The 18,312-nt window shown below is 31.5% G+C and carries 18 protein-coding genes; 7 read left to right on the top strand and 11 right to left on the bottom strand.

Features of this window, described 5'->3' with window-relative positions:
• The first annotated feature begins 56 nt into the window (after window positions 1-56).
• Window positions 57-560, top strand: coding sequence for a DinB family protein (locus ACVC08_RS06315; protein ID WP_452601428.1), 504 nt, complete (start codon window positions 57-59; stop codon window positions 558-560).
• Here ACVC08_RS06315 and ACVC08_RS06310 read toward each other — a convergent pair.
• Entirely contained in the window at window positions 557-1,252 is a 696-nt protein-coding gene (locus tag ACVC08_RS06310) for a PdaC/SigV domain-containing protein (RefSeq protein WP_452597012.1), read from the bottom strand. The genes ACVC08_RS06315 and ACVC08_RS06310 overlap by 4 nt on opposite strands.
• 161 nt (window positions 1,253-1,413) lie before the next feature.
• Between ACVC08_RS06310 and ACVC08_RS06305 the strand changes: the two genes are divergently transcribed.
• From ACVC08_RS06305 to ACVC08_RS06295, 3 genes are all read left to right on the top strand, one after another.
• The gene (locus ACVC08_RS06305; RefSeq protein WP_452601427.1) at window positions 1,414-2,553 is read left to right on the top strand and encodes a cystathionine gamma-synthase; all 1,140 of its coding nucleotides are present in this window, start codon (window positions 1,414-1,416) and stop codon (window positions 2,551-2,553) included.
• A gap of 89 nt (window positions 2,554-2,642) precedes the next feature.
• Window positions 2,643-3,578, top strand: a complete 936-nt coding sequence (locus ACVC08_RS06300; protein ID WP_452597010.1) for a M28 family peptidase — start codon at window positions 2,643-2,645, stop codon at window positions 3,576-3,578.
• A complete protein-coding gene (locus ACVC08_RS06295; protein ID WP_452601426.1) occupies window positions 3,578-5,347 on the top strand; it encodes a MutS-related protein in 1,770 nt (589 codons plus the stop codon). The genes ACVC08_RS06300 and ACVC08_RS06295 overlap by 1 nt, the downstream gene beginning before the upstream one ends.
• A gap of 4 nt (window positions 5,348-5,351) precedes the next feature.
• On the opposite strand, the gene ACVC08_RS06290 is transcribed toward ACVC08_RS06295, so the two are convergent.
• The 9 genes from ACVC08_RS06290 to panC all read right to left on the bottom strand — a co-directional run bounded on the left by ACVC08_RS06290 (window position 5,352) and on the right by panC (window position 13,308).
• Entirely contained in the window at window positions 5,352-6,101 is a 750-nt protein-coding gene (locus ACVC08_RS06290) for a hypothetical protein (RefSeq protein ID WP_452601425.1), read from the bottom strand.
• A gap of 107 nt (window positions 6,102-6,208) precedes the next feature.
• Window positions 6,209-6,466, bottom strand: coding sequence for a hypothetical protein (locus ACVC08_RS06285; RefSeq protein WP_452597007.1), 258 nt, complete (start codon window positions 6,464-6,466; stop codon window positions 6,209-6,211).
• A 102-nt stretch (window positions 6,467-6,568) separates the two neighbouring features.
• Complete coding sequence (locus tag ACVC08_RS06280) at window positions 6,569-7,459, bottom strand: tetratricopeptide repeat protein (protein ID WP_452601424.1); 891 nt, start codon at window positions 7,457-7,459, stop codon at window positions 6,569-6,571.
• A 198-nt stretch (window positions 7,460-7,657) separates the two neighbouring features.
• Window positions 7,658-8,392 (bottom strand): hypothetical protein, encoded by a 735-nt coding sequence (locus tag ACVC08_RS06275; protein ID WP_452601423.1) that lies wholly within the window; start codon window positions 8,390-8,392, stop codon window positions 7,658-7,660.
• Between the two features lie 162 nt (window positions 8,393-8,554).
• A complete protein-coding gene (gene radA / locus ACVC08_RS06270; RefSeq protein WP_452597004.1) occupies window positions 8,555-9,913 on the bottom strand; it encodes a DNA repair protein RadA in 1,359 nt (452 codons plus the stop codon).
• A gap of 43 nt (window positions 9,914-9,956) precedes the next feature.
• The gene (locus ACVC08_RS06265; protein ID WP_452597003.1) at window positions 9,957-11,102 is read right to left on the bottom strand and encodes an alpha/beta hydrolase; all 1,146 of its coding nucleotides are present in this window, start codon (window positions 11,100-11,102) and stop codon (window positions 9,957-9,959) included.
• Window positions 11,103-11,138: 36 nt separating this feature from the next.
• Complete coding sequence (locus ACVC08_RS06260) at window positions 11,139-12,059, bottom strand: lysylphosphatidylglycerol synthase transmembrane domain-containing protein (RefSeq protein WP_452601422.1); 921 nt, start codon at window positions 12,057-12,059, stop codon at window positions 11,139-11,141.
• 36 nt (window positions 12,060-12,095) lie between these two features.
• Window positions 12,096-12,446: an aspartate 1-decarboxylase gene (gene panD, locus ACVC08_RS06255; RefSeq protein WP_452601421.1), complete on the bottom strand. Its 351-nt coding sequence runs from the start codon at window positions 12,444-12,446 to the stop codon at window positions 12,096-12,098.
• A gap of 13 nt (window positions 12,447-12,459) precedes the next feature.
• Window positions 12,460-13,308 carry a pantoate--beta-alanine ligase gene (gene panC / locus ACVC08_RS06250; protein ID WP_452601420.1) on the bottom strand — a complete coding sequence of 283 codons (849 nt, stop codon included), beginning with the start codon at window positions 13,306-13,308 and terminating at the stop codon, window positions 12,460-12,462.
• A gap of 186 nt (window positions 13,309-13,494) precedes the next feature.
• Here panC and ACVC08_RS06245 point away from each other — a divergent pair, with 186 nt between their 5' ends.
• Genes ACVC08_RS06245 through glmS form a run of 3 tightly spaced genes read left to right on the top strand, consistent with a single transcriptional unit; the run spans window position 13,495 to window position 17,862 of the window.
• Window positions 13,495-14,301 (top strand): glycogen/starch synthase, encoded by an 807-nt coding sequence (locus ACVC08_RS06245; protein WP_452596999.1) that lies wholly within the window; start codon window positions 13,495-13,497, stop codon window positions 14,299-14,301.
• A gap of 25 nt (window positions 14,302-14,326) precedes the next feature.
• Entirely contained in the window at window positions 14,327-16,009 is a 1,683-nt protein-coding gene (locus tag ACVC08_RS06240) for a DUF4270 domain-containing protein (RefSeq protein ID WP_452601419.1), read from the top strand.
• 5 nt (window positions 16,010-16,014) lie between these two features.
• Window positions 16,015-17,862: a glutamine--fructose-6-phosphate transaminase (isomerizing) gene (gene glmS, locus ACVC08_RS06235; RefSeq protein ID WP_452601418.1), complete on the top strand. Its 1,848-nt coding sequence runs from the start codon at window positions 16,015-16,017 to the stop codon at window positions 17,860-17,862.
• Here the strand turns inward: glmS and ACVC08_RS06230 are convergent.
• The coding region (locus tag ACVC08_RS06230) for a hypothetical protein (RefSeq protein WP_452601417.1) at window positions 17,823-18,312 on the bottom strand (490 nt) is incomplete at its 5' end. The two genes, glmS and ACVC08_RS06230, sit on opposite strands and share 40 nt — an antisense overlap.

Genomic DNA, 18,312 nt, shown 5'->3' with positions numbered 1-18,312 from the left:
CTGCAAAGTAAATTCATTTTTGAGTAAATCCATCAAACTTAATTTTCTTTTTAATTATGGCAGAATTAATTTATTCTATATACATTTATCCCAAAATAATACTTATGGATTTCGCTTTCGACATTACTATAAAAAACCGTATGCTTTTTAAATCGTTTTTAGAGCATTATACTTTAGAAGAATTAAACAAAGTTCCAGCTGGTTTTTCTAATAATATCTTTTGGAATATTGCGCACACTGTTGTTACACAGCAGTTATTAGTCTATAGCCTATCTGAGTTACCTATGCTAGTTTCAAAAGAATTAGTTTTAAAATATAAAAAAGGAACCAAAACTGAACACGTTGCAACGCAAGATGAAGTTGACGAAATAAAAGGGTTATTATTTTCTACTATAGAACAAACAAAAGAAGATTATAATGCCAAGATTTTTAAGCATTACAATACCTACACTGTTTCTACAAAAAGCACTTTAACTAATGTGGAAGATGCTATTACATTTAATAACTTTCATGAAGGCATTCACTTAGGTTATATTTTAGCACTTAAAAAGTCGCTTTAAACTTTTAAATATTTATTAGCAACTTCGTAAGGAATTGTAAATTCCAAAGGTTCATCTGCTGGCGTTAGTGTGTCGTAAAAGATAATAACACCATCATCGCTAAACCCTATTGTTTTAGGCAATTGGAAGTCGTCTTCTTTAAAGTCTACATTAGGATTTACATAACCTGTTAATAATTCTTTATCATAATATTTTTTCACTATGGTTTTAAAACCATCTACGTCATTAAATAAATCCTGAAACTCTAAAGGTTTTCCTGTTGTACTATTAAAATTAAAAAACTTAGTAATAATATTACTATGCGCACCACCTGTGTTTATAGACGAATTCATAGCTATACAAACTATAGTTTCATTTTTATAAAGCACTTCTCCATCTACTACAGCTTCCCATATAGGTAAATTATCTAAAGATAATTTTTCTAATTCTGCTTTAAAGGAAGTATAAGATTCTCCAAAAGCTGTTATATTTTCTTTTATACTAGCCTTAGCTGTTTTTGCGGCATCTACAGTTAGTGCATTATTTACAAAAGACTCTAATGTGTTATTTATATTTTTAGAAGCCTCTGTTTTCCCCTCTGCCTTTGGCATATTAATTTCTACAATAGCATCGCTTTCTACTAAAATATTAGTTTCTGAAAAATTAAGAACAACTTCTTTTTTACAAGAATGCAAGCATATTATACAAAACATAAAGCTTGCTATTTGAAATCTTTTAAAGATAGAATTGTTAAACATAGATTAAAGACATTGTTTACATTTGAATACAACGAATTAAAAGCTATTTTTGTTGTAATCAAAACTTTTAAGATGAAAACCTACCAAAGGTTTAACTTCTTTAAAGCTACAAACACATGAAATTTAACACTAAAACAATACACGGTAAACAACATCACGATCCTGCGTATGGTGCGGTAATGCCACCAATTTATCAGACCTCTACATATGCACAATCTACTCCAGGCGGTCATAAAGGTTTTGAATACTCCAGAACACACAACCCTACAAGACAAGCTTTAGAAAATGCTTTTGCTAGTATAGAAAATGGGGAATTTGGAATGGCTTTTGGCTCTGGTTTAGCAGCAATAGACGCGGTAATGAAATTACTAAAACCCGGAGATGAAGTTATTTCTACTAATGACTTATATGGGGGTTCCTATAGATTGTTTACTAAAATATTTCAAGGGTTTGGCATTAAGTTTCATTTTGTAGGCATGGAAAATGCTGCAACTATAGAACAGTATATTAATAATAATACAAAACTAATTTGGGTAGAAACACCAACTAACCCAATGATGAATATTATAGATATTAAAGCAACTGCTTCTATTGCTAAAAAACACAATATACTATTAGCTGTAGATAATACTTTTGCCACACCTTATTTACAGCGACCTCTAGATTTAGGCGCAGATATAGTTATGCATTCTGCCACTAAGTATATTGGTGGACATAGCGATTTAGTTATGGGCGCTTTAATTGTAAAAGATAAAGCCTTAGCTAGTAAACTCTATTTTATTCAAAATGCTAGTGGCGCTATTTGTGGGCCACAAGATGCATTTTTAGCGCTTCGTGGTATTAAAACCTTACATGTAAGAATGCAACGCCATTGCGAAAATGGGAAGGCTATTGCAGAGTTTTTAGCTTCGCACCCAAAAGTAGAAAAAGTCTATTGGCCAGGTTTTGAAAATCACCCAAATCATGATATTGCAAAATCTCAAATGAAAGGTTTTGGAGGCATAATTTCTTTTACAACAAAAGGAAATAACTACAAAGCGTCTATTAAAACAATAGAAAGTTTAAAAATATTTGCACTTGCTGAGTCTTTGGGAGGTGTAGAATCTCTGGCTGGGCATCCAGCTAGTATGACTCATGCTAGTATACCTAAAGAAGATCGTGAAAAAATAGGTGTTGTAGACTCTTTAATTAGATTAAGTGTTGGTATAGAAGATGTAGAGGATTTAATTAACGATTTAAAACAAGCTCTAGGCTAGATTAAACAAACAACAATTAAAATACCTTTATTTTAATTGTATTATAACCATATAGCTAATACAATGTTAGCTTTTTAAACAACAGTATTATGTTTCGTAAACTCACAGTATTATATGTATTAATTTTTGCTTTATTTTTTAACTGTAAAAGCGGAAAACAACACGTTAGTAAAACGCAATCCCCGTCTAAGGATTACGTTTACAATTCTGATGCCTTATTACAACATGTAAAAACGTTATCGTCTGATGCTTTTGAAGGTAGAAGAACTGGTACAGAAGGTGCAAAAAAAGCAAAAGCATACATTATTAAGCAGTTTAAAACTTTAGAGGTACTTCCTTTAAATGGTAGTTACGAACAAGATTTTTCATTTAGTGGGAGAGGAAAAACATATAATGCTACTAATGTTTTAGGTCTTATTAAAGGCACCAATTCTACAGAAGAGTATATTGTAATTAGCGCCCATTACGATCATGAAGGTATTAAAGATGGTAAAATATATAATGGAGCAGATGATGATGCCTCTGGCGTAAGCGCTTTATTTGCTTTTGCAGATTTCTTTAAGAAAAACCCACCAAAGCATAACGTTATTTTAGCTGCTTTTGATGGTGAAGAATTAGGTTTAAAGGGGGCTTATCATTTTGTTGAAAGTGCAATTATTCCTAACAACAAAATAAAACTAAACCTTAACATGGACATGGTAAGCCGAAGTGATGATAACGAATTATTTGCTGTTGGCACACGCTACAATACTCAATTTATTCCTGTTATAGATCGTTTTAATACAGATACATTAAAATTAACTAAGGGACATGATGGAGAAGATGGTAAAGAGAATTGGACCTTTTCTAGTGATCATGCTGCGTTTCATAAAGCCAAAATTCCTTTTATTTATTTTGGTGTTGCAGATCATGAAGATTACCACAAACCTACAGACGATTACGAAAATATTCACCCAGAATTTTATAAAAATGCTGTGCAAACCATTATTAACGTATTTAAAGCACTAGACGCCTCTAAATTATAATGACCGATCCTAAAACGTATTTTAAGCAACAATTACAAAAACATACTATTGAGGTTTCTCGATTAAAAAAGCAATTAACAAGCCTTAGTCTATTTCGCTTGTTAGTTTTTTTAGCTACTGGTTTTGCTATCTATTTAACGTTTAGCACATGGCAAATAGCAATAATTATTGGTGTTTTAGGACTATCTGCATTTCTATTTTTATTATCTAAGTATACCGATTTAAAAGCAAAACGAAATTTACATCAAGCTTTAGTTTCTATTAATGAAGAGGAACTAAAAATTGCTTCTGGTGATTTTCACGATAGACCAGATGGTTCTCAATTTCAAGACCCATCTCATTACTACAGTTTAGATATCGACTTATTTGGTAGAGGTTCTTTTTTTCAGTTTATAAATAGGTCTTCTACTAATGAAGGGACTTCTGTTTTAGCCAATGCTTTAATTGCAAACAAAACTGATGGTATTATAGAGCGCCAAAAAGCGATAGATAACTTAGCAAAAAAACCAGATTGGCGTCAACGTTTTTCTGCTATTGCTTCTCTTATAAAAGTTGAGACACCTGCTCCCGTTATAACACAATGGTTACAATCACATCAATCCTTTTTACCCTCTTTTATTAAATGGCTTCCTCTAGCGTTCACGTTAGGTTCAGTTGCTGTTTTTATACTTATTATTTTTAGTATAGCACCTCCGTTATTGTTTTTATATTGGTTATTATTAGGCTTAGGTATTACTGGCCGATTTGTAAAAAAAATAAATACTCTTGCTACAAACACTAGCAAAATTAAAGATACCTTTAGACAATATTCTCTATTATTAAATGAGATTGAAAATGAAACTTTTAATTCAGAGTTACTTATAAGTAAGCAAAAGCAAATTCAATCGGAACAAAAAACAGCATCATCAATTTTTAAATTATTCTCACAACATATTGATGCTTTAGATAACAGAAACAATATTATTTCTGCCATTTTTGGTAATGGATTATTTTTATGGGATATAAAACAAACCTATAATATCGAGAAATGGATTGAGACTTATAAAAATACTGTTAAAGATTGGTTTGAAGTCGTTTCTTTTTTCGATGCATACAATTCCTTAGGAAGCTACACCTTTAATCACCCACAGTTTGTGTTTCCAGAAATTAGCACAAACCCATCGGTTATTAAAGCTACAGATTTAGGGCATCCTTTATTAAATAAAAATAAACGTGTAGATAGCGACTTACTTATTAATAAACAGGAATTCTTTATTGTTACTGGAGCGAACATGGCTGGCAAGAGTACTTTTTTACGTACGGTTTCATTACATATTGTTATGTCTAATGTAGGCTTACCTGTATGCGCCAAAGCTAGCACGTATGCTCCAGTAAAATTAATTACCAGCATGCGTACAAGCGATTCGTTAACAGATGATAGCTCGTATTTCTTTTCAGAATTAACACGTTTAAAATTTATTGTAGACACTATACAAAAAGAGCCTTATTTTATTATTCTAGATGAAATTTTAAAAGGTACAAACAGTACCGATAAAGCTATTGGCTCACGTAAGTTTGTAGAAAAATTAGTAGCTTCTAATGCTACAGGAATTATTGCTACTCACGATTTAAGTCTTTGTGAAATTGAACAAGAATTAAAGGATGTTAAGAACTATTATTTTGATGCCGAAATTATAAACGATGAGTTACATTTCGATTATACTTTAAAGCATGGTATTTGCCAGAATATGAATGCTAGTTTTTTACTTAAAAAGATGGAGATTGTTTAATTTATTACTGAGGAATATACAAAGCCTCATTTAAAATCCATTTTTTCACGAGGTTTCTATTACTTGTTATTTCTGCAAATACATAAATTTTAGATTTAAAACACGGAGACGTTTCTGCTAACTCTATAAGCACTTTATTATCGTAATAACTAGAATGTAAAAAATATAGGATTTTATCATGTATTAAAACATACCCTACATGATTATCTAATCCTACAAAATAAATACCATTATTATAAGCCTTATTTATTTTACTTTTTAAAGTATTAAAATCTAAGTTTCTAAATATTTTAAGCTCCTCTTTGGGTTGCAACGCTATTGCCTCGTTTAAACCTGTTTGTTGCGCCATTTTATAACGATTAACATTAAATCCAACATGCCTTAATGTGGTAGACACAAAATAACCGCAAGCTATTTCGCCTTTGTTGGGCGTATTAGTGTGCCCATTAAAATCCCAAGGGGTATTATACCAATGTGGCACAATATCGTTTATTAGTTTTGTGTAAAGGTATTTTGAAGCGGTATCTATTGCTTTACTTGCATTGTTTGCTAATAACGTTTTAAAATGGCCTTTATCTTCTCTAATTTTAGTTTTGTGTAGTTTATAATTTCCCTTGGGTTTAAAATTAATGTTAAGTTTTACACTATCTAGCTTTGGTGACTCTTTTTTATAGATCACTTTTTCACTAGCATCAACTATTCTTGGAGTGATTGATTGTTCTTCTTTTTCTTGAGTTCTACAGCCAATCAACAATAATGAAAAGAATATTATATAGAGAGATTTAATAATTGTACATATTAAGTTAGTAGTATTAAAACTCTATTTCTAATAATTTATTTTACATACTAAATAATATTCTTCTAGCAGTTATTATCTGCCATCCATTGACGCAAATCTCTTGCTCCTTTTGAAAGCCTACGGTAAACATAAGCTAAAGTTACCGCTGTCCCTGCTGTTATGCCTATAGCTGCTAATGTCCCTAAAACAGTTGCTGTTAACCCTAAAGAGACGATACCAACAACACCTCCAATAAGAAAGCTTAACACCCAAAATAGGTCTATTGCTCTTTCTAGATTTCTTAATTGAACTCTTGCTTCATTACAATTTCTTGGTGCCATAATACATATATTTTAAATTAATAACAATACAAATAACACACTAAAAAAAGAATGCAACAAGAGGATTAAAACGCTCTTTAACAGGATGTAACCACCTTTTTATTATAGTTTTTTTCTTATTTTACTTAACATCATCAAAGCGTTTTCATCTTCTGGTTTTAATTCTAAAACTTTATTATAATGCTCTAATGCTTTAGCATAATTCTTGCTTTTAAAATGAGCTTCTCCCAAACTATCATAAACATTATATTTATAAGGAAATATCTTTGTATTTAAATCGAAAACATATAGTGCTTTTTCCGTTTGATCGCTTCTTAAATACATATAACCTAAAGTGTTTAATTCTCTACTTCCTTTTACAAATTCGGCAAGTCTAGGCACTAATGTAGATTCTAATAATTTTAAAGCTTCTATAGTATTCGATTGAAATAAAGTATGCATATAATTAGCTGCCATATAATTTGGCATATACTTATTTGTTGTAACAATTTTAAGGATATCTCGCTCTAATGTTTCTTTAGGAGATTCAACTATTCTATTAATTTCCTTACCTTCTTTATAAAAAATAAAGGTTGGAACACGATGTATATTTAAGCCTTTTTCTTCGCCTGTTGGGCTTTGTTTGTAGGCTTCTTCTGTTTTATCTACAGCAATAACTTCTAGTTGAGATTCTGGAAATTTTACTGCATCAAGAATATTATAAAAACGTGGTACTTGTCGTTTACTATCTCCACACCATGTCCCTAAAAACACTTTTATAGTATAACCTTTTATAGAGTCTTTTAATTGATTTATAACTTTATCGTTAACTAAGTATTCGCTGTAATTTTCATTAAACCATTTAGCATAATTAGTTGTCGTTAAGCCTTCTTTATTTACAACTCCTAATAATTTTGGCTTCCCTTTATCGTCTACAACTTCTTTATTAATAGTTTGCGAAAAGCTTAATGACAGGCTTAAAAAGGCTAATAAAAAAATAACTGTTCGTTTCATAATAGATTGATTTTTAATGATCTCAAATCTATTATATATACTTTATAACTACTATTATTATTTACAAGCAGTAATAATAAATGTACAAACTACACCTTATTCAATTAGAACAAAAAAACTACATCTTATTTCTAAAATGTAGCTTAACTTAATATAATACAAAGCCCTGAACTTATAGCATTGATTATATTTTAACTATTAATCTCTAAAAATTAAATTTGCTCCTCCCGACATTGCACTCCCAACTGCAGCAGCACCAATAACACCTCCTACTGGTCCTCCTACTGTAGTTCCTGCAACTGCTCCAGCAACACCTCCAATAACATCTGCACATACGGTAAATATTGCTCTTAAACATTTTTTCTTTCTATTGGCTTTGGCTTCAAGCTGTAAATTTTCTGTCCAATAATCTAAACTATATCTTGCTATAGCACTAGCAGACAGTAATACTTGTTGTTGTTCTATCATTAATTTAGAATGGCTTATTCTAAATTCCCATGACGATAATCTTTCTAGAGTCTCAATTATAGATTGATTGTTTTGATCGAAGTTTAAAATTGTAAAAATTAGCCAGAATAACTTGTCTTTAACTTCTTCATCTAAAGTTAAGATATCAAGAATTCCTAGTGTTACTCCATCATTTTTTTGGATATGGCTTAGCAACCTATCGGTTTGTAATGCTAATGTATCGACAAATACATCATCAAAAGTTTTAATAAACCCTTTATCGGCAAGCGCTTGATATTCTAAAGCATGCTTTATTAACAATTTGGCATCTGGCTTTTTTACTTTGTCAACAATATAAGCTAAAGCATCATTGTGCATTTTACCAACATAATGGTATGGATTAGATTTAGCCGCTGCCAATACATTTATTTCTTGCATTTGTGCATCGAATTCAAATTGTTGTGTTTTTTCTAGTTTAGTTTCCATTTGTAATTATTGTTTAATATTTGACACTACAAATGTATTTTGAAAGTATAAATGAATTGTGCGTGCGCCAACCTTAAAATCTAGGGTTGTTTACCCCTTATTTAATAGGTTTACAGATACCGCTATTTAATACGTTTCAATAATTTATTAGTATAAATGGACTTAAACAATTAACCCTACCAAATCCTCAACTTTAGAAAGTAGTTGAATTTTAATTGCAGTATCTTTTAAAGTAATAGTATTATACTTAGATACAAATATGGTAGAAAACCCTAATTTTTCGGCTTCTAAAATACGTTGTTCTACACGTTGTACTGGTCTCACTTCTCCAGATAAACCTACCTCAGCGGCAAAACAAAAATCGCGTTGAAGTGCCATATCTTCATTAGAGGATAATATCGCAGCAACTACTGCTAAATCTATTGCAGGATCGTCTACAGAAATTCCTCCTGTAATATTTAAAAACACATCTTTCGCCCCAAGCCTAAAACCTGCTCGCTTTTCTAAAACGGCTAACAACATATTTAATCGTTTAGCATTAAATCCTGTAGCGCTTCGTTGTGGTGTTCCATAAACGGCTGTGCTAACTAATGCTTGTACTTCTACCATTAAAGAACGTATACCTTCTATGGTTGCAGCAATAGCGTTTCCAGATAATTCTTCGTCTTTTTTAGAAACCAGTATTTCACTTGGGTTACTTACTTCTCGTAAGCCAGTGCCTTGCATTTCGTAAATACCTAACTCACTAGTAGAACCAAAACGGTTTTTTTGTGCTCTTAATATTCTAAACACATGGTTACGATCGCCTTCAAATTGCAATACCGTATCTACCATATGCTCTAAAATTTTTGGCCCAGCTATGTGTCCATCTTTAGTTATATGGCCAATTAATATAACTGGCGTTGCTGTCTCTTTTGCATACTTAATAAGCTCTGTAGTACATTCTTTTATTTGCGAAATACTACCACTAGACGATTCTATATAATCGCTATGCAAGGTTTGTATGGAATCTATAATAACAATATCTGGCTCTAAGGCCTCGATTTGCTTAAATATGTTTTGGGTTTTAGTTTCTGTTAAAATATAACAGCTATCATTCTCTGGGTTAATACGATCTGCTCGCATTTTTATCTGCTTCTGGCTTTCTTCTCCAGAAACATACAGTGTTTTGTATGGTAATTTTAATGAAATTTGGAGTAATAATGTACTTTTTCCTATACCAGGCTCTCCTCCTAAAAGTGTTAAAGATCCTGGCACAATACCACCACCAAGCACACGATTAAACTCTTCATCTAAAGTATCTAATCGCGCCTCTTGAGAAGAGTCTATATCTTTTAATTTTAACGGTTTTGAAACCCGTTTTGTTGTATTAGTAGGCGTTTTCCAATCACTCTTTTCTGGTTTTTGTATTAACTCTTCTACAATTGTATTCCATTCTTTACACGCTGTACATTGCCCTTGCCATTTAGAGTATTGCGTACCGCAACTTTGACAGAAAAAAGTTGTTTTAACTTTTGCCATATTTATTTTCCAGAAACTGGAATTATTTTATTGTTATCTAATATTAGTAACCGAAATCTGCTTTAATCTGCTCGGATAATTCTAAAACTTGATCCTTAGTAATCCCTCCTATTTCTTCTAAAATATAAGCAGATTGATAGGTCTTCATTGCTTTTTTAGGTTTTCCCGTTTTTTCATAAAACTTCCCTAAATAGTAATGTCCAAGTAACGTATCTGGGTATTCTTTTCTTGCCAATTTACCTAGCTCTTCGTAATGTTCAAACTTTTCGGTTTTTTTAATTGCTGCGGCAATTGCTCTAAAATCATTAACTGAAATTGGTTTCTCTATTCCAAACAAATCTTTTATAGTGGCATACTTTTCTTTTAAATAATCTACAGGAGAAGTATCTAACTTAAGTATAGTCTCTTTATATTCCTTTTTAGATATAGGCTGAAATACAAAAAAGATACTTTCTAAAGCTTTAGGTATAGCATGTGCAGGTAGAGAATAATGAGAAGGCCCATCAAAATTATCAAAACTGCGCAATAGGTTTTTATTATCTATTGAAGATAAAGCTGTATTCAAAGCCTCTGTTCCCTTTTTTATATGCTTTACATCTTTATTAGACGTTGCTAAATAATAAAATGTTTTTGTCTCTACTCCAGATAATCTTTCTTTTAAAAAACTAGTCATATCTGGTGCTAAATCTGGACTTAACACTATATAAGATTGAAATAATGGTACATCTTTTAATAAAAAATAATTAATAAAGTTAGCGGTTTGACCATGACCTACTGCTACTTTAAATTTTTCTGTACGGTACACCTTTTCTATGTAAGGTATTAGCTCCATACCAACAAATTCAAAAAACTCTGCACCTTCATCTAATGGCAATGAGTTTTGCTCGGAGTAGTTTGTATCATTATCTCTTGACTCTACTTGATTAACTCCAACAACTATAGCTTCTGGAATATCTTGCCAATATGAATAATAATCTACGTTACCCGCAACAATTTCAAACAAATAATCTCCATCAAAAACAACAACAATGGGATAACTTTTATCGGTATCGTCGTATCCTCTAGGCACTTGTATTTTTAATTGTCTCGACTCGCCTAAAATTGAAGACTCAAATTCTTTATATATAGTTTGAGCTGTTATTTGCTGAAATGAGAAAATAAAAACGAAAAAATAGAATAATCTTTGCATTGTAGGTTAAATTTAATTTACAATGCAATGTACAAATTATTTCTTTCTGTTGTAAATTGGCAGGTATAAGAGTGAGAGCCCTCCTAAAACAATAATCATTACAGTTTGCGAAGCCCACATAATCCACCCAAAGGCATAGCTTGGATCTTTAGTTATACCAAAAATAGAAAATGCAGCAAAGACTGCTACAGGATAAGACCCAATCCCGCCATTTGTGGCAGCAATACTAAAACTAGCAGATATAAACCCTATTAAAATAGCACCAAAAGGGACATTGTTTAATTCTGGAATAGATAGACTAGTTACATAAAACATTAAAACATACATTCCCCATATAAAGAACGTATGAAAAATAAAAGGCCATTTTTTCTTCATCTTAAAAATGCTTAAAACCCCTTCTATTAATCCTGTAACAAAATTTTTAATCTTTAAAGCAATTCCTGTTGTACTTTTTTTAATATAAAATACAAAAAATGCTCCCACTATAATTAAACCCGTTATGCCTATAATTACTTTAATTGGGTTAAACCGTTCTACTAAAAAGCTATAGATAAAATCAAATTCTAAAAATAGGGTTATAGTAATAATAATTAGCATAACTAACAAGTCTGCAACACGCTCAGCTACAATAGTACCAAAACCTTTTTCAAAAGGAACACCTTCATAATTTGTAAGAATAGATGCTCTAGCCACTTCACCAGCTCTAGGAATAGTATAATTAATTAAATAGGTAGCAAAAACTGCCATTATACTGTTTCCAAACTTAACTTTAAACCCTAAAGGCTCTAATTGAAACAACCAACGATAAGCTCTAGACAAATGACTTAACAACCCAATAAAAACACCTAAAACAATCCAGCTTTTATTTGCTTCTTTCCAATACTTAAAAATCGTAGACAAGGGAACATCTTGTAAAGAATACCATACTAAAAAAACTCCCAATAGTATTGGGAGCATTATTTTTAATAGTTTAAGTATTGTTTTATTCAAAACCTATTTTAGTAAATTAGTTGCTTCATCAGGAAAAACTAACGATGGTTTAAACACTTTAGCTTCTTCTATATCCATAAAAGCATAAGTAATTAATATAAGCGTATCTCCAACAGCTACTTTACGTGCTGCGGCTCCATTTAATGTGATTTCTCCGCTATTTCTTGGTCCAGGAATAGCATAAGTTTCCAAACGCTCTCCATTATCGTTATTCACAATTTGAACTTTTTCTCCTTGTATAACATTCGCAGCATCCATTAGATCTTCGTCTATAGTTATACTACCAATATAGTTAAGTTCTGCGCCAGTAACTTTTACTCTGTGAATTTTAGATTTTACTACTTGTATTTGCATGAGGCAAAGGTAATTAATTTAGTGCTAAATTGTCTATTAATCTTATATCATCTGCATAAGCTGCAATAAAAGCACGATAGGTTTTAGATTTAGATTTTCGTTTTACTTGTTTTAAGGTTTCTACATCTGCAATTATAAAATATTCTAACTCTAATAATTTATGTTTTGCAAATTCTTTTTCAACCCACTCCGTAACTTTTTTAGCACTTTTTGTGCCAAACTTTTCTTTGGCAGTTTTTAGTGTTTTATAAATAAAAGGAGCTGCTATTTTATATTCTGGTTTTAAACGTTCATTACGAGAACTCATTGCTAAGCCATTAGCTTCTCTATGTATTTTACAACCAATTATACGTACAGGTATGTTATGTTTTTCTACCAGTTTTTTTACAATTGCTAATTGTTGAAAATCTTTCTCACCAAAATAAGCATTATCTGGTGTTATAATTTCAAATAAACGTTTAACAATGGTCCCCACACCATCGAAATGTCCATCGCGAAAACGGCCTTCCATTTCAAACTCTAATCCATCAAAACTAAATTGTTCAGACTTCGTGTTTCCTTCGTAAATATCTTCTACACTAGGTGCGTAAACTATTATTTTATTAGAAACTGTTTTTAAAAGTGTAACATCTCTCTCTAAAGTTCTTGGATACTTTATAAGGTCTTCTTCATTATCAAACTGTGTTGGATTTACAAAAATACTAACAACTGCATAGTCATTATTTAAAAGTGCTTCTTTTACTAAAGACAAGTGTCCATTGTGTAAAGCTCCCATTGTTGGTACAAATCCAAAGGTTATTTTTTTATCCTTTTCTCCGCTTATATGGTTTTGAATTTCTGTTTTATTTGAAAAAACCTTCATTTTTAATATAAAATTAACGCGTGCAAACTTAATATATTTAGTAGCAATCTGCATAAAATTTTGTACTTTTGCGTGTTTTTTATTTTAGAATTTTCTAAAGCTTAACTAAATATTATGATTGTAAACAAAACTTCTTTCCAAAAAAGGAACGACTTTTGTGTACAACGTTAACATTAAAACTATCGTATGAAAGATAAAAAGATATTATATGTGTCGTCTGAAGTTGTTCCTTATTTACCAGAAACGGAGATTTCTTCAATGTCATTTGAAACTCCAAGAATGGTTAATCAACAAGGCGGGCAAATAAGAATTTTTATGCCAAGATATGGTAATATAAACGAGAGAAGACATCAATTGCATGAAGTTATTCGCTTATCTGGTATTAACCTAGTCATTAACGATTTGGATATGCCACTAATTATTAAAGTGGCTTCTATACCAAAAGAGCGTATACAAGTTTACTTTATAGATAATGACGAGTACTTTAAAAGAAAAGCAACATTAACTGATGAAGAAGGAAATTTATTTCCAGATAACGATGAGAGAGCTATTTTCTTTGCCAAAGGTGTTATAGAAACGGTAAAGAAATTAAACTGGTCTCCAGATATTATTCACGTACATGGTTGGTTAGCCTCATTATTACCTCTTTATTTAAAACAATTTTATAAAGACGAACCTTTATTTAACGAAAGTAAAATAGTAACTTCTATTTACAGTAAAAGTTTTGAAGACACTTTAAATAATGATATGATTAACAAAATAGCTTTCGATAATATCGACACAAAGGCTATTAAAGTTTTAGAGAAACCATCATACAATAATTTGATGAAGGTTGCAATAGATCATTCAGATGCACTAATTATTGGTTCTCAAGATATTCCGGAAGAATTAGAAAGCTATTTAAAAACTTCAGAAAAGCCTGTTTTAGACTTTAAAGAAAAAGACGAATTTGCTGAAGCATATACAGAATTCTACAATACTAGCGTTGTATAGCTAAAAAGAGCATTAAAATATATTTATGAAAAAGATATCGAACACCCTAAAATCGTTAGCTTTACTAACACTTATCCTGTTTGTAACGATAGCCTGCGACAAAGATTTCTCTAATTTAGATAGTGACATCCAAGGGATTAAAAACTTCTCAACAAACAGCATAAAATTCCCTGTAGTTTCTTATTCTCAAAAAATTACAGACAACACAACCGGGATACAAGCAAATGGTTTGCCAGGTAATTTATTTGGTGTTTACAATGACCCTAACTCTGTATACGGTACTACTACTGCGGGTATTGTTGCACAAATTACACCAACAAATTTCAACCCAGATTTTGGTGAAGCCCCAACAGATGCGTCTATTTCTAGAATAAAATCTGTTATGCTAACAGTACCATATTTTACTTCAATTGAATCTACAGATGAAAATGGAAACAATGAGTATAAATTTGACTCTATATATGGAGGTTTTAACCCTCAAGCTAAGTTTAAATTATCTATATACAGAAGTAATTATTTATTAAGAGACTTAGATCCTAATACAAATTTTGAAGAATCTCAAGCCTATTACTCTAACCAAGAAGATCTTTTTTGCGCGCAAATTGGAGAGCTTTTATATGTAAATGACAATTTTACACCTAGTATAGACGAGATTAGAATACAAGAAGTTGATGACGACGGAAACCTAGTTTTTGAAGATGATGGCATAACTCCTGTAATAGAAGAACGCATACCACCGTCTTTAAGAGTAGACTTAAATGATCCTAACATTGTTCCTGATGATTTTTGGGAAAATTTAATTATTGCCAATGAAGAAAATGACGTATTAAGTAATGCTAATAACTTTAATGAATTTTTTAGAGGCTTAATCTTTAAAGTAGAAAACACATCTGGTACAGGTGGTAACATGCAAATGCTAGATTTAACGAATTCATTGGCTAGCATTGTATTAGACTATACAAATCAAGAAGAAATTGATGAGGGGACAAATGTAAGAAACCCTACATTATACAGATTGGCTTTTGGAGGAGGTATTAAAGTAAATACTATAAATAATGACTTTAATTTACCCGTTGCACCAAACACAACTATAGGAGACGATAAACTACACCTTAAAGGAGGAGATGGCTCTATGGCCGTTATAGAATTATTTAATGGTACAGTAGACGATGAAGGTACACCAGTTGACGCATTCACTTATTTTAAAGATAAAGAAGATAGATGGCTTATTAACGAAGCTAACTTAGTTTTATATGTAAACCAAGACGATGTTGCTGGTAACGAACCTGACCGATTGTTATTATACGATTTAAAAAATAACACACCAATAATAGATTATTTATTAGATGGTAGTACAAATACATCAGAACCTACGAAATCTAAAATTGGCTATTCTGAAATATTAAAACGAGACAGTAACGACAATGGTGTAAGCTATAAGTTTAGACTAACAGAGCACATAAACAACTTATTACTAAGAGATTCTACAAATGTAAAATTAGGAGTTTATATAGCAAACAATGTAAACATAATAAACAATTCAAAAATTCAAGGCATTGTTGAAGACGATGATGACGCTACTATAAACACTTTTCCTGTAACAAGTATTTTATCCCCTAAAGGTACTGTTTTACACGGAAGTAAAGACAATATTCCTGAAGGAAAACGTCTTGAATTTGAAATATATTATACAGAAACAGAAAATTAAAAACTATGTGTGGAATTGTCGGATATATTGGAGAAAGAGAAGCCTACCCAATAATACTAGAAGGCCTTAAACGATTAGAATATCGTGGGTATGATAGTGCAGGAATAGCTTTATATGACGGACAGGACATTAAACTTTCAAAAACAAAAGGTAAAGTTGCAGATTTAGAACAACGTGTAGATCAAGAAATAGACGAAAGCGGAACAGTAGGAATAGGACATACAAGATGGGCTACTCATGGAGTCCCAAACGATGTTAACTCTCACCCTCATTACTCTAACTCTGGAAATTTAGTAATAATCCATAACGGGATTATAGAAAACTACGAATCTTTAAAACAAGAATTAATAAAAAGAGGTTACACTTTCAAATCAGATACAGATACCGAGGTATTAATTAACTTAATTGAAGATGTAAAGAAAAATGAAAACGTAAAACTTGGTAAAGCCGTTCAAATCGCACTTAATCAAGTTATTGGAGCCTACGCCATTGCGGTTTTCGACAAAAACAAACCAAACGAAATTGTTGTAGCAAAACTTGGTAGCCCTTTAGCTATTGGTATTGGAGAAGATGAGTTTTTCATTGCAAGTGATGCCACACCATTTTTAGAATACACCAAAAAAGCCATCTATCTAGAAGATGAAGAAATGGCCATTGTAAGACGCAAAAAAGGTGTTAAAATTAGAAAAATTAAAAACGACTCATTAGTAGCACCTTATATACAAGAGCTACAAATGAATTTAGAGCAAATTGTAAAAGGTGGCTATGAACATTTCATGCTAAAAGAAATTCATGAACAACCTAGTGCAATAAAAGACACATATAGAGGCCGTTTAAGAGCAAAACAAGGCATTATTAAAATGTCTGGAATAGACGATAATATCGAAAAATTCTTAAACGCTAACAGAATTATAGTTATTGCTTGTGGTACCTCTTGGCATGCAGGTTTAGTTGCAGAATATATTTTTGAAGACTTAGCAAGAATACCTGTAGAGGTAGAATACGCTTCAGAGTTTAGATATAGAAATCCTGTAATTACAGAAAAAGATGTAGTGATTGCTATTTCTCAATCAGGAGAAACTGCCGATACACTTGCAGCAATTAAGTTAGCCAAATCTAAAGGAGCCTTTGTATTTGGTGTATGTAATGTTGTAGGGTCATCTATTGCAAGAGAAACGCATGCTGGAGCCTACACACATGCTGGCCCAGAAATAGGTGTCGCTTCTACAAAAGCATTTACAACACAAATAACAGTTTTAACATTAATAGCGTTAAAACTAGCTAAAGAAAAAGGAAGTATTTCAAACTCTAAATTCCATTTACATCTACAAGAATTAGAATTAATTCCAGGAAAAGTAGAAGAAGCCTTAAAATCCGATAACCACATTAAACAAGTAGCAGAAACATATAAAGACGCTAAAAATTGTTTATATTTAGGAAGAGGATTTAATTTCCCCGTTGCTTTAGAAGGAGCTTTAAAACTAAAAGAGATTTCATATATACATGCTGAAGGCTATCCTGCTGCAGAAATGAAACACGGCCCTATTGCATTAATAGACGAACAAATGCCAGTTTTTGTTATTGCAACCAAGAAAGGACATTATGAAAAAGTTGTAAGTAATATACAGGAGATAAAATCTAGAAAAGGTAAAATAATTGGTATTGTAACAAAAGGAGACGAAGATGTTAAAAACCTAGCAGACCATATTATTGAAGTACCGGAAACTTTAGAAGTATTAACCCCACTTTTAACAACGATACCGCTACAATTACTATCTTATCATATAGCTGTTTTATTAAATAAAAATGTAGATCAGCCAAGAAACTTAGCTAAATCGGTAACGGTGGAGTAGTCACGAACGGGGGTGAGTTGATTTAACTTTTTACGACCTCGTTTAACTGGCATAATAGATATTTGGGTTCCGTTTTCGGAACCCTTTTCTTTTTCTAATACGACAGGTATTTTAAAATTAATATTTAAAAGGTGCAGTTTATTCTCATTATCATAGTTCACTGTTATTTTATCTATTATAACCTTGAGAAACTCCTTTTTCATCTCGTCTGAAATATTGGTTTGAGTTTTGATATGTTCTGAGAAATTGTCAACCCAGTCAAACCATTTCTGTTCAGTTCCTAATTGCCTCAGTTTACTTCTCAAACCTTCAATCTTCAATTTGACTTGTTTAAGCTTTATGGCGAGGTCTTTTTTTAAAAGTTTATAAACCTGTTCAGAAGAAAACTCTTGTAATATATTCCGTGATTCAATTTCTACTAGACCTCTTTCAATAGTTGTCTTAGTTTTT

The organism is Pontimicrobium sp. MEBiC06410 (assembly GCF_053601615.1).
This window is presented reverse-complemented; position numbering and strand designations above follow the sequence as displayed.

Bases quoted from the DNA above. Each gene is read 5' to 3' on its own strand.
- ACVC08_RS06310 (WP_452597012.1), bottom strand. From the start codon at position 1,252: ATGTTTTGTATAATATGCTTGCATTCTTGTAAAAAAGAAGTTGTTCTT.
- panC (WP_452601420.1), bottom strand. From the start codon at position 13,308: ATGAAGGTTTTTTCAAATAAAACAGAAATTCAAAACCATATAAGCGGA.
- ACVC08_RS06245 (WP_452596999.1), top strand. From the start codon at position 13,495: ATGAAAGATAAAAAGATATTATATGTGTCGTCTGAAGTTGTTCCTTAT.
- glmS (WP_452601418.1), top strand. From the start codon at position 16,015: ATGTGTGGAATTGTCGGATATATTGGAGAAAGAGAAGCCTACCCAATA.
- ACVC08_RS06315 (WP_452601428.1), top strand. From the start codon at position 57: ATGGCAGAATTAATTTATTCTATATACATTTATCCCAAAATAATACTT.
- radA (WP_452597004.1), bottom strand. From the start codon at position 9,913: ATGGCAAAAGTTAAAACAACTTTTTTCTGTCAAAGTTGCGGTACGCAA.
- ACVC08_RS06240 (WP_452601419.1), top strand. From the start codon at position 14,327: ATGAAAAAGATATCGAACACCCTAAAATCGTTAGCTTTACTAACACTT.
- ACVC08_RS06300 (WP_452597010.1), top strand. From the start codon at position 2,643: ATGTTTCGTAAACTCACAGTATTATATGTATTAATTTTTGCTTTATTT.
- ACVC08_RS06280 (WP_452601424.1), bottom strand. From the start codon at position 7,459: ATGAAACGAACAGTTATTTTTTTATTAGCCTTTTTAAGCCTGTCATTA.
- panD (WP_452601421.1), bottom strand. From the start codon at position 12,446: ATGCAAATACAAGTAGTAAAATCTAAAATTCACAGAGTAAAAGTTACT.
- ACVC08_RS06285 (WP_452597007.1), bottom strand. From the start codon at position 6,466: ATGGCACCAAGAAATTGTAATGAAGCAAGAGTTCAATTAAGAAATCTA.
- ACVC08_RS06275 (WP_452601423.1), bottom strand. From the start codon at position 8,392: ATGGAAACTAAACTAGAAAAAACACAACAATTTGAATTCGATGCACAA.
- ACVC08_RS06305 (WP_452601427.1), top strand. From the start codon at position 1,414: ATGAAATTTAACACTAAAACAATACACGGTAAACAACATCACGATCCT.
- ACVC08_RS06260 (WP_452601422.1), bottom strand. From the start codon at position 12,059: ATGCTCCCAATACTATTGGGAGTTTTTTTAGTATGGTATTCTTTACAA.
- ACVC08_RS06265 (WP_452597003.1), bottom strand. From the start codon at position 11,102: ATGCAAAGATTATTCTATTTTTTCGTTTTTATTTTCTCATTTCAGCAA.
- ACVC08_RS06295 (WP_452601426.1), top strand. From the start codon at position 3,578: ATGACCGATCCTAAAACGTATTTTAAGCAACAATTACAAAAACATACT.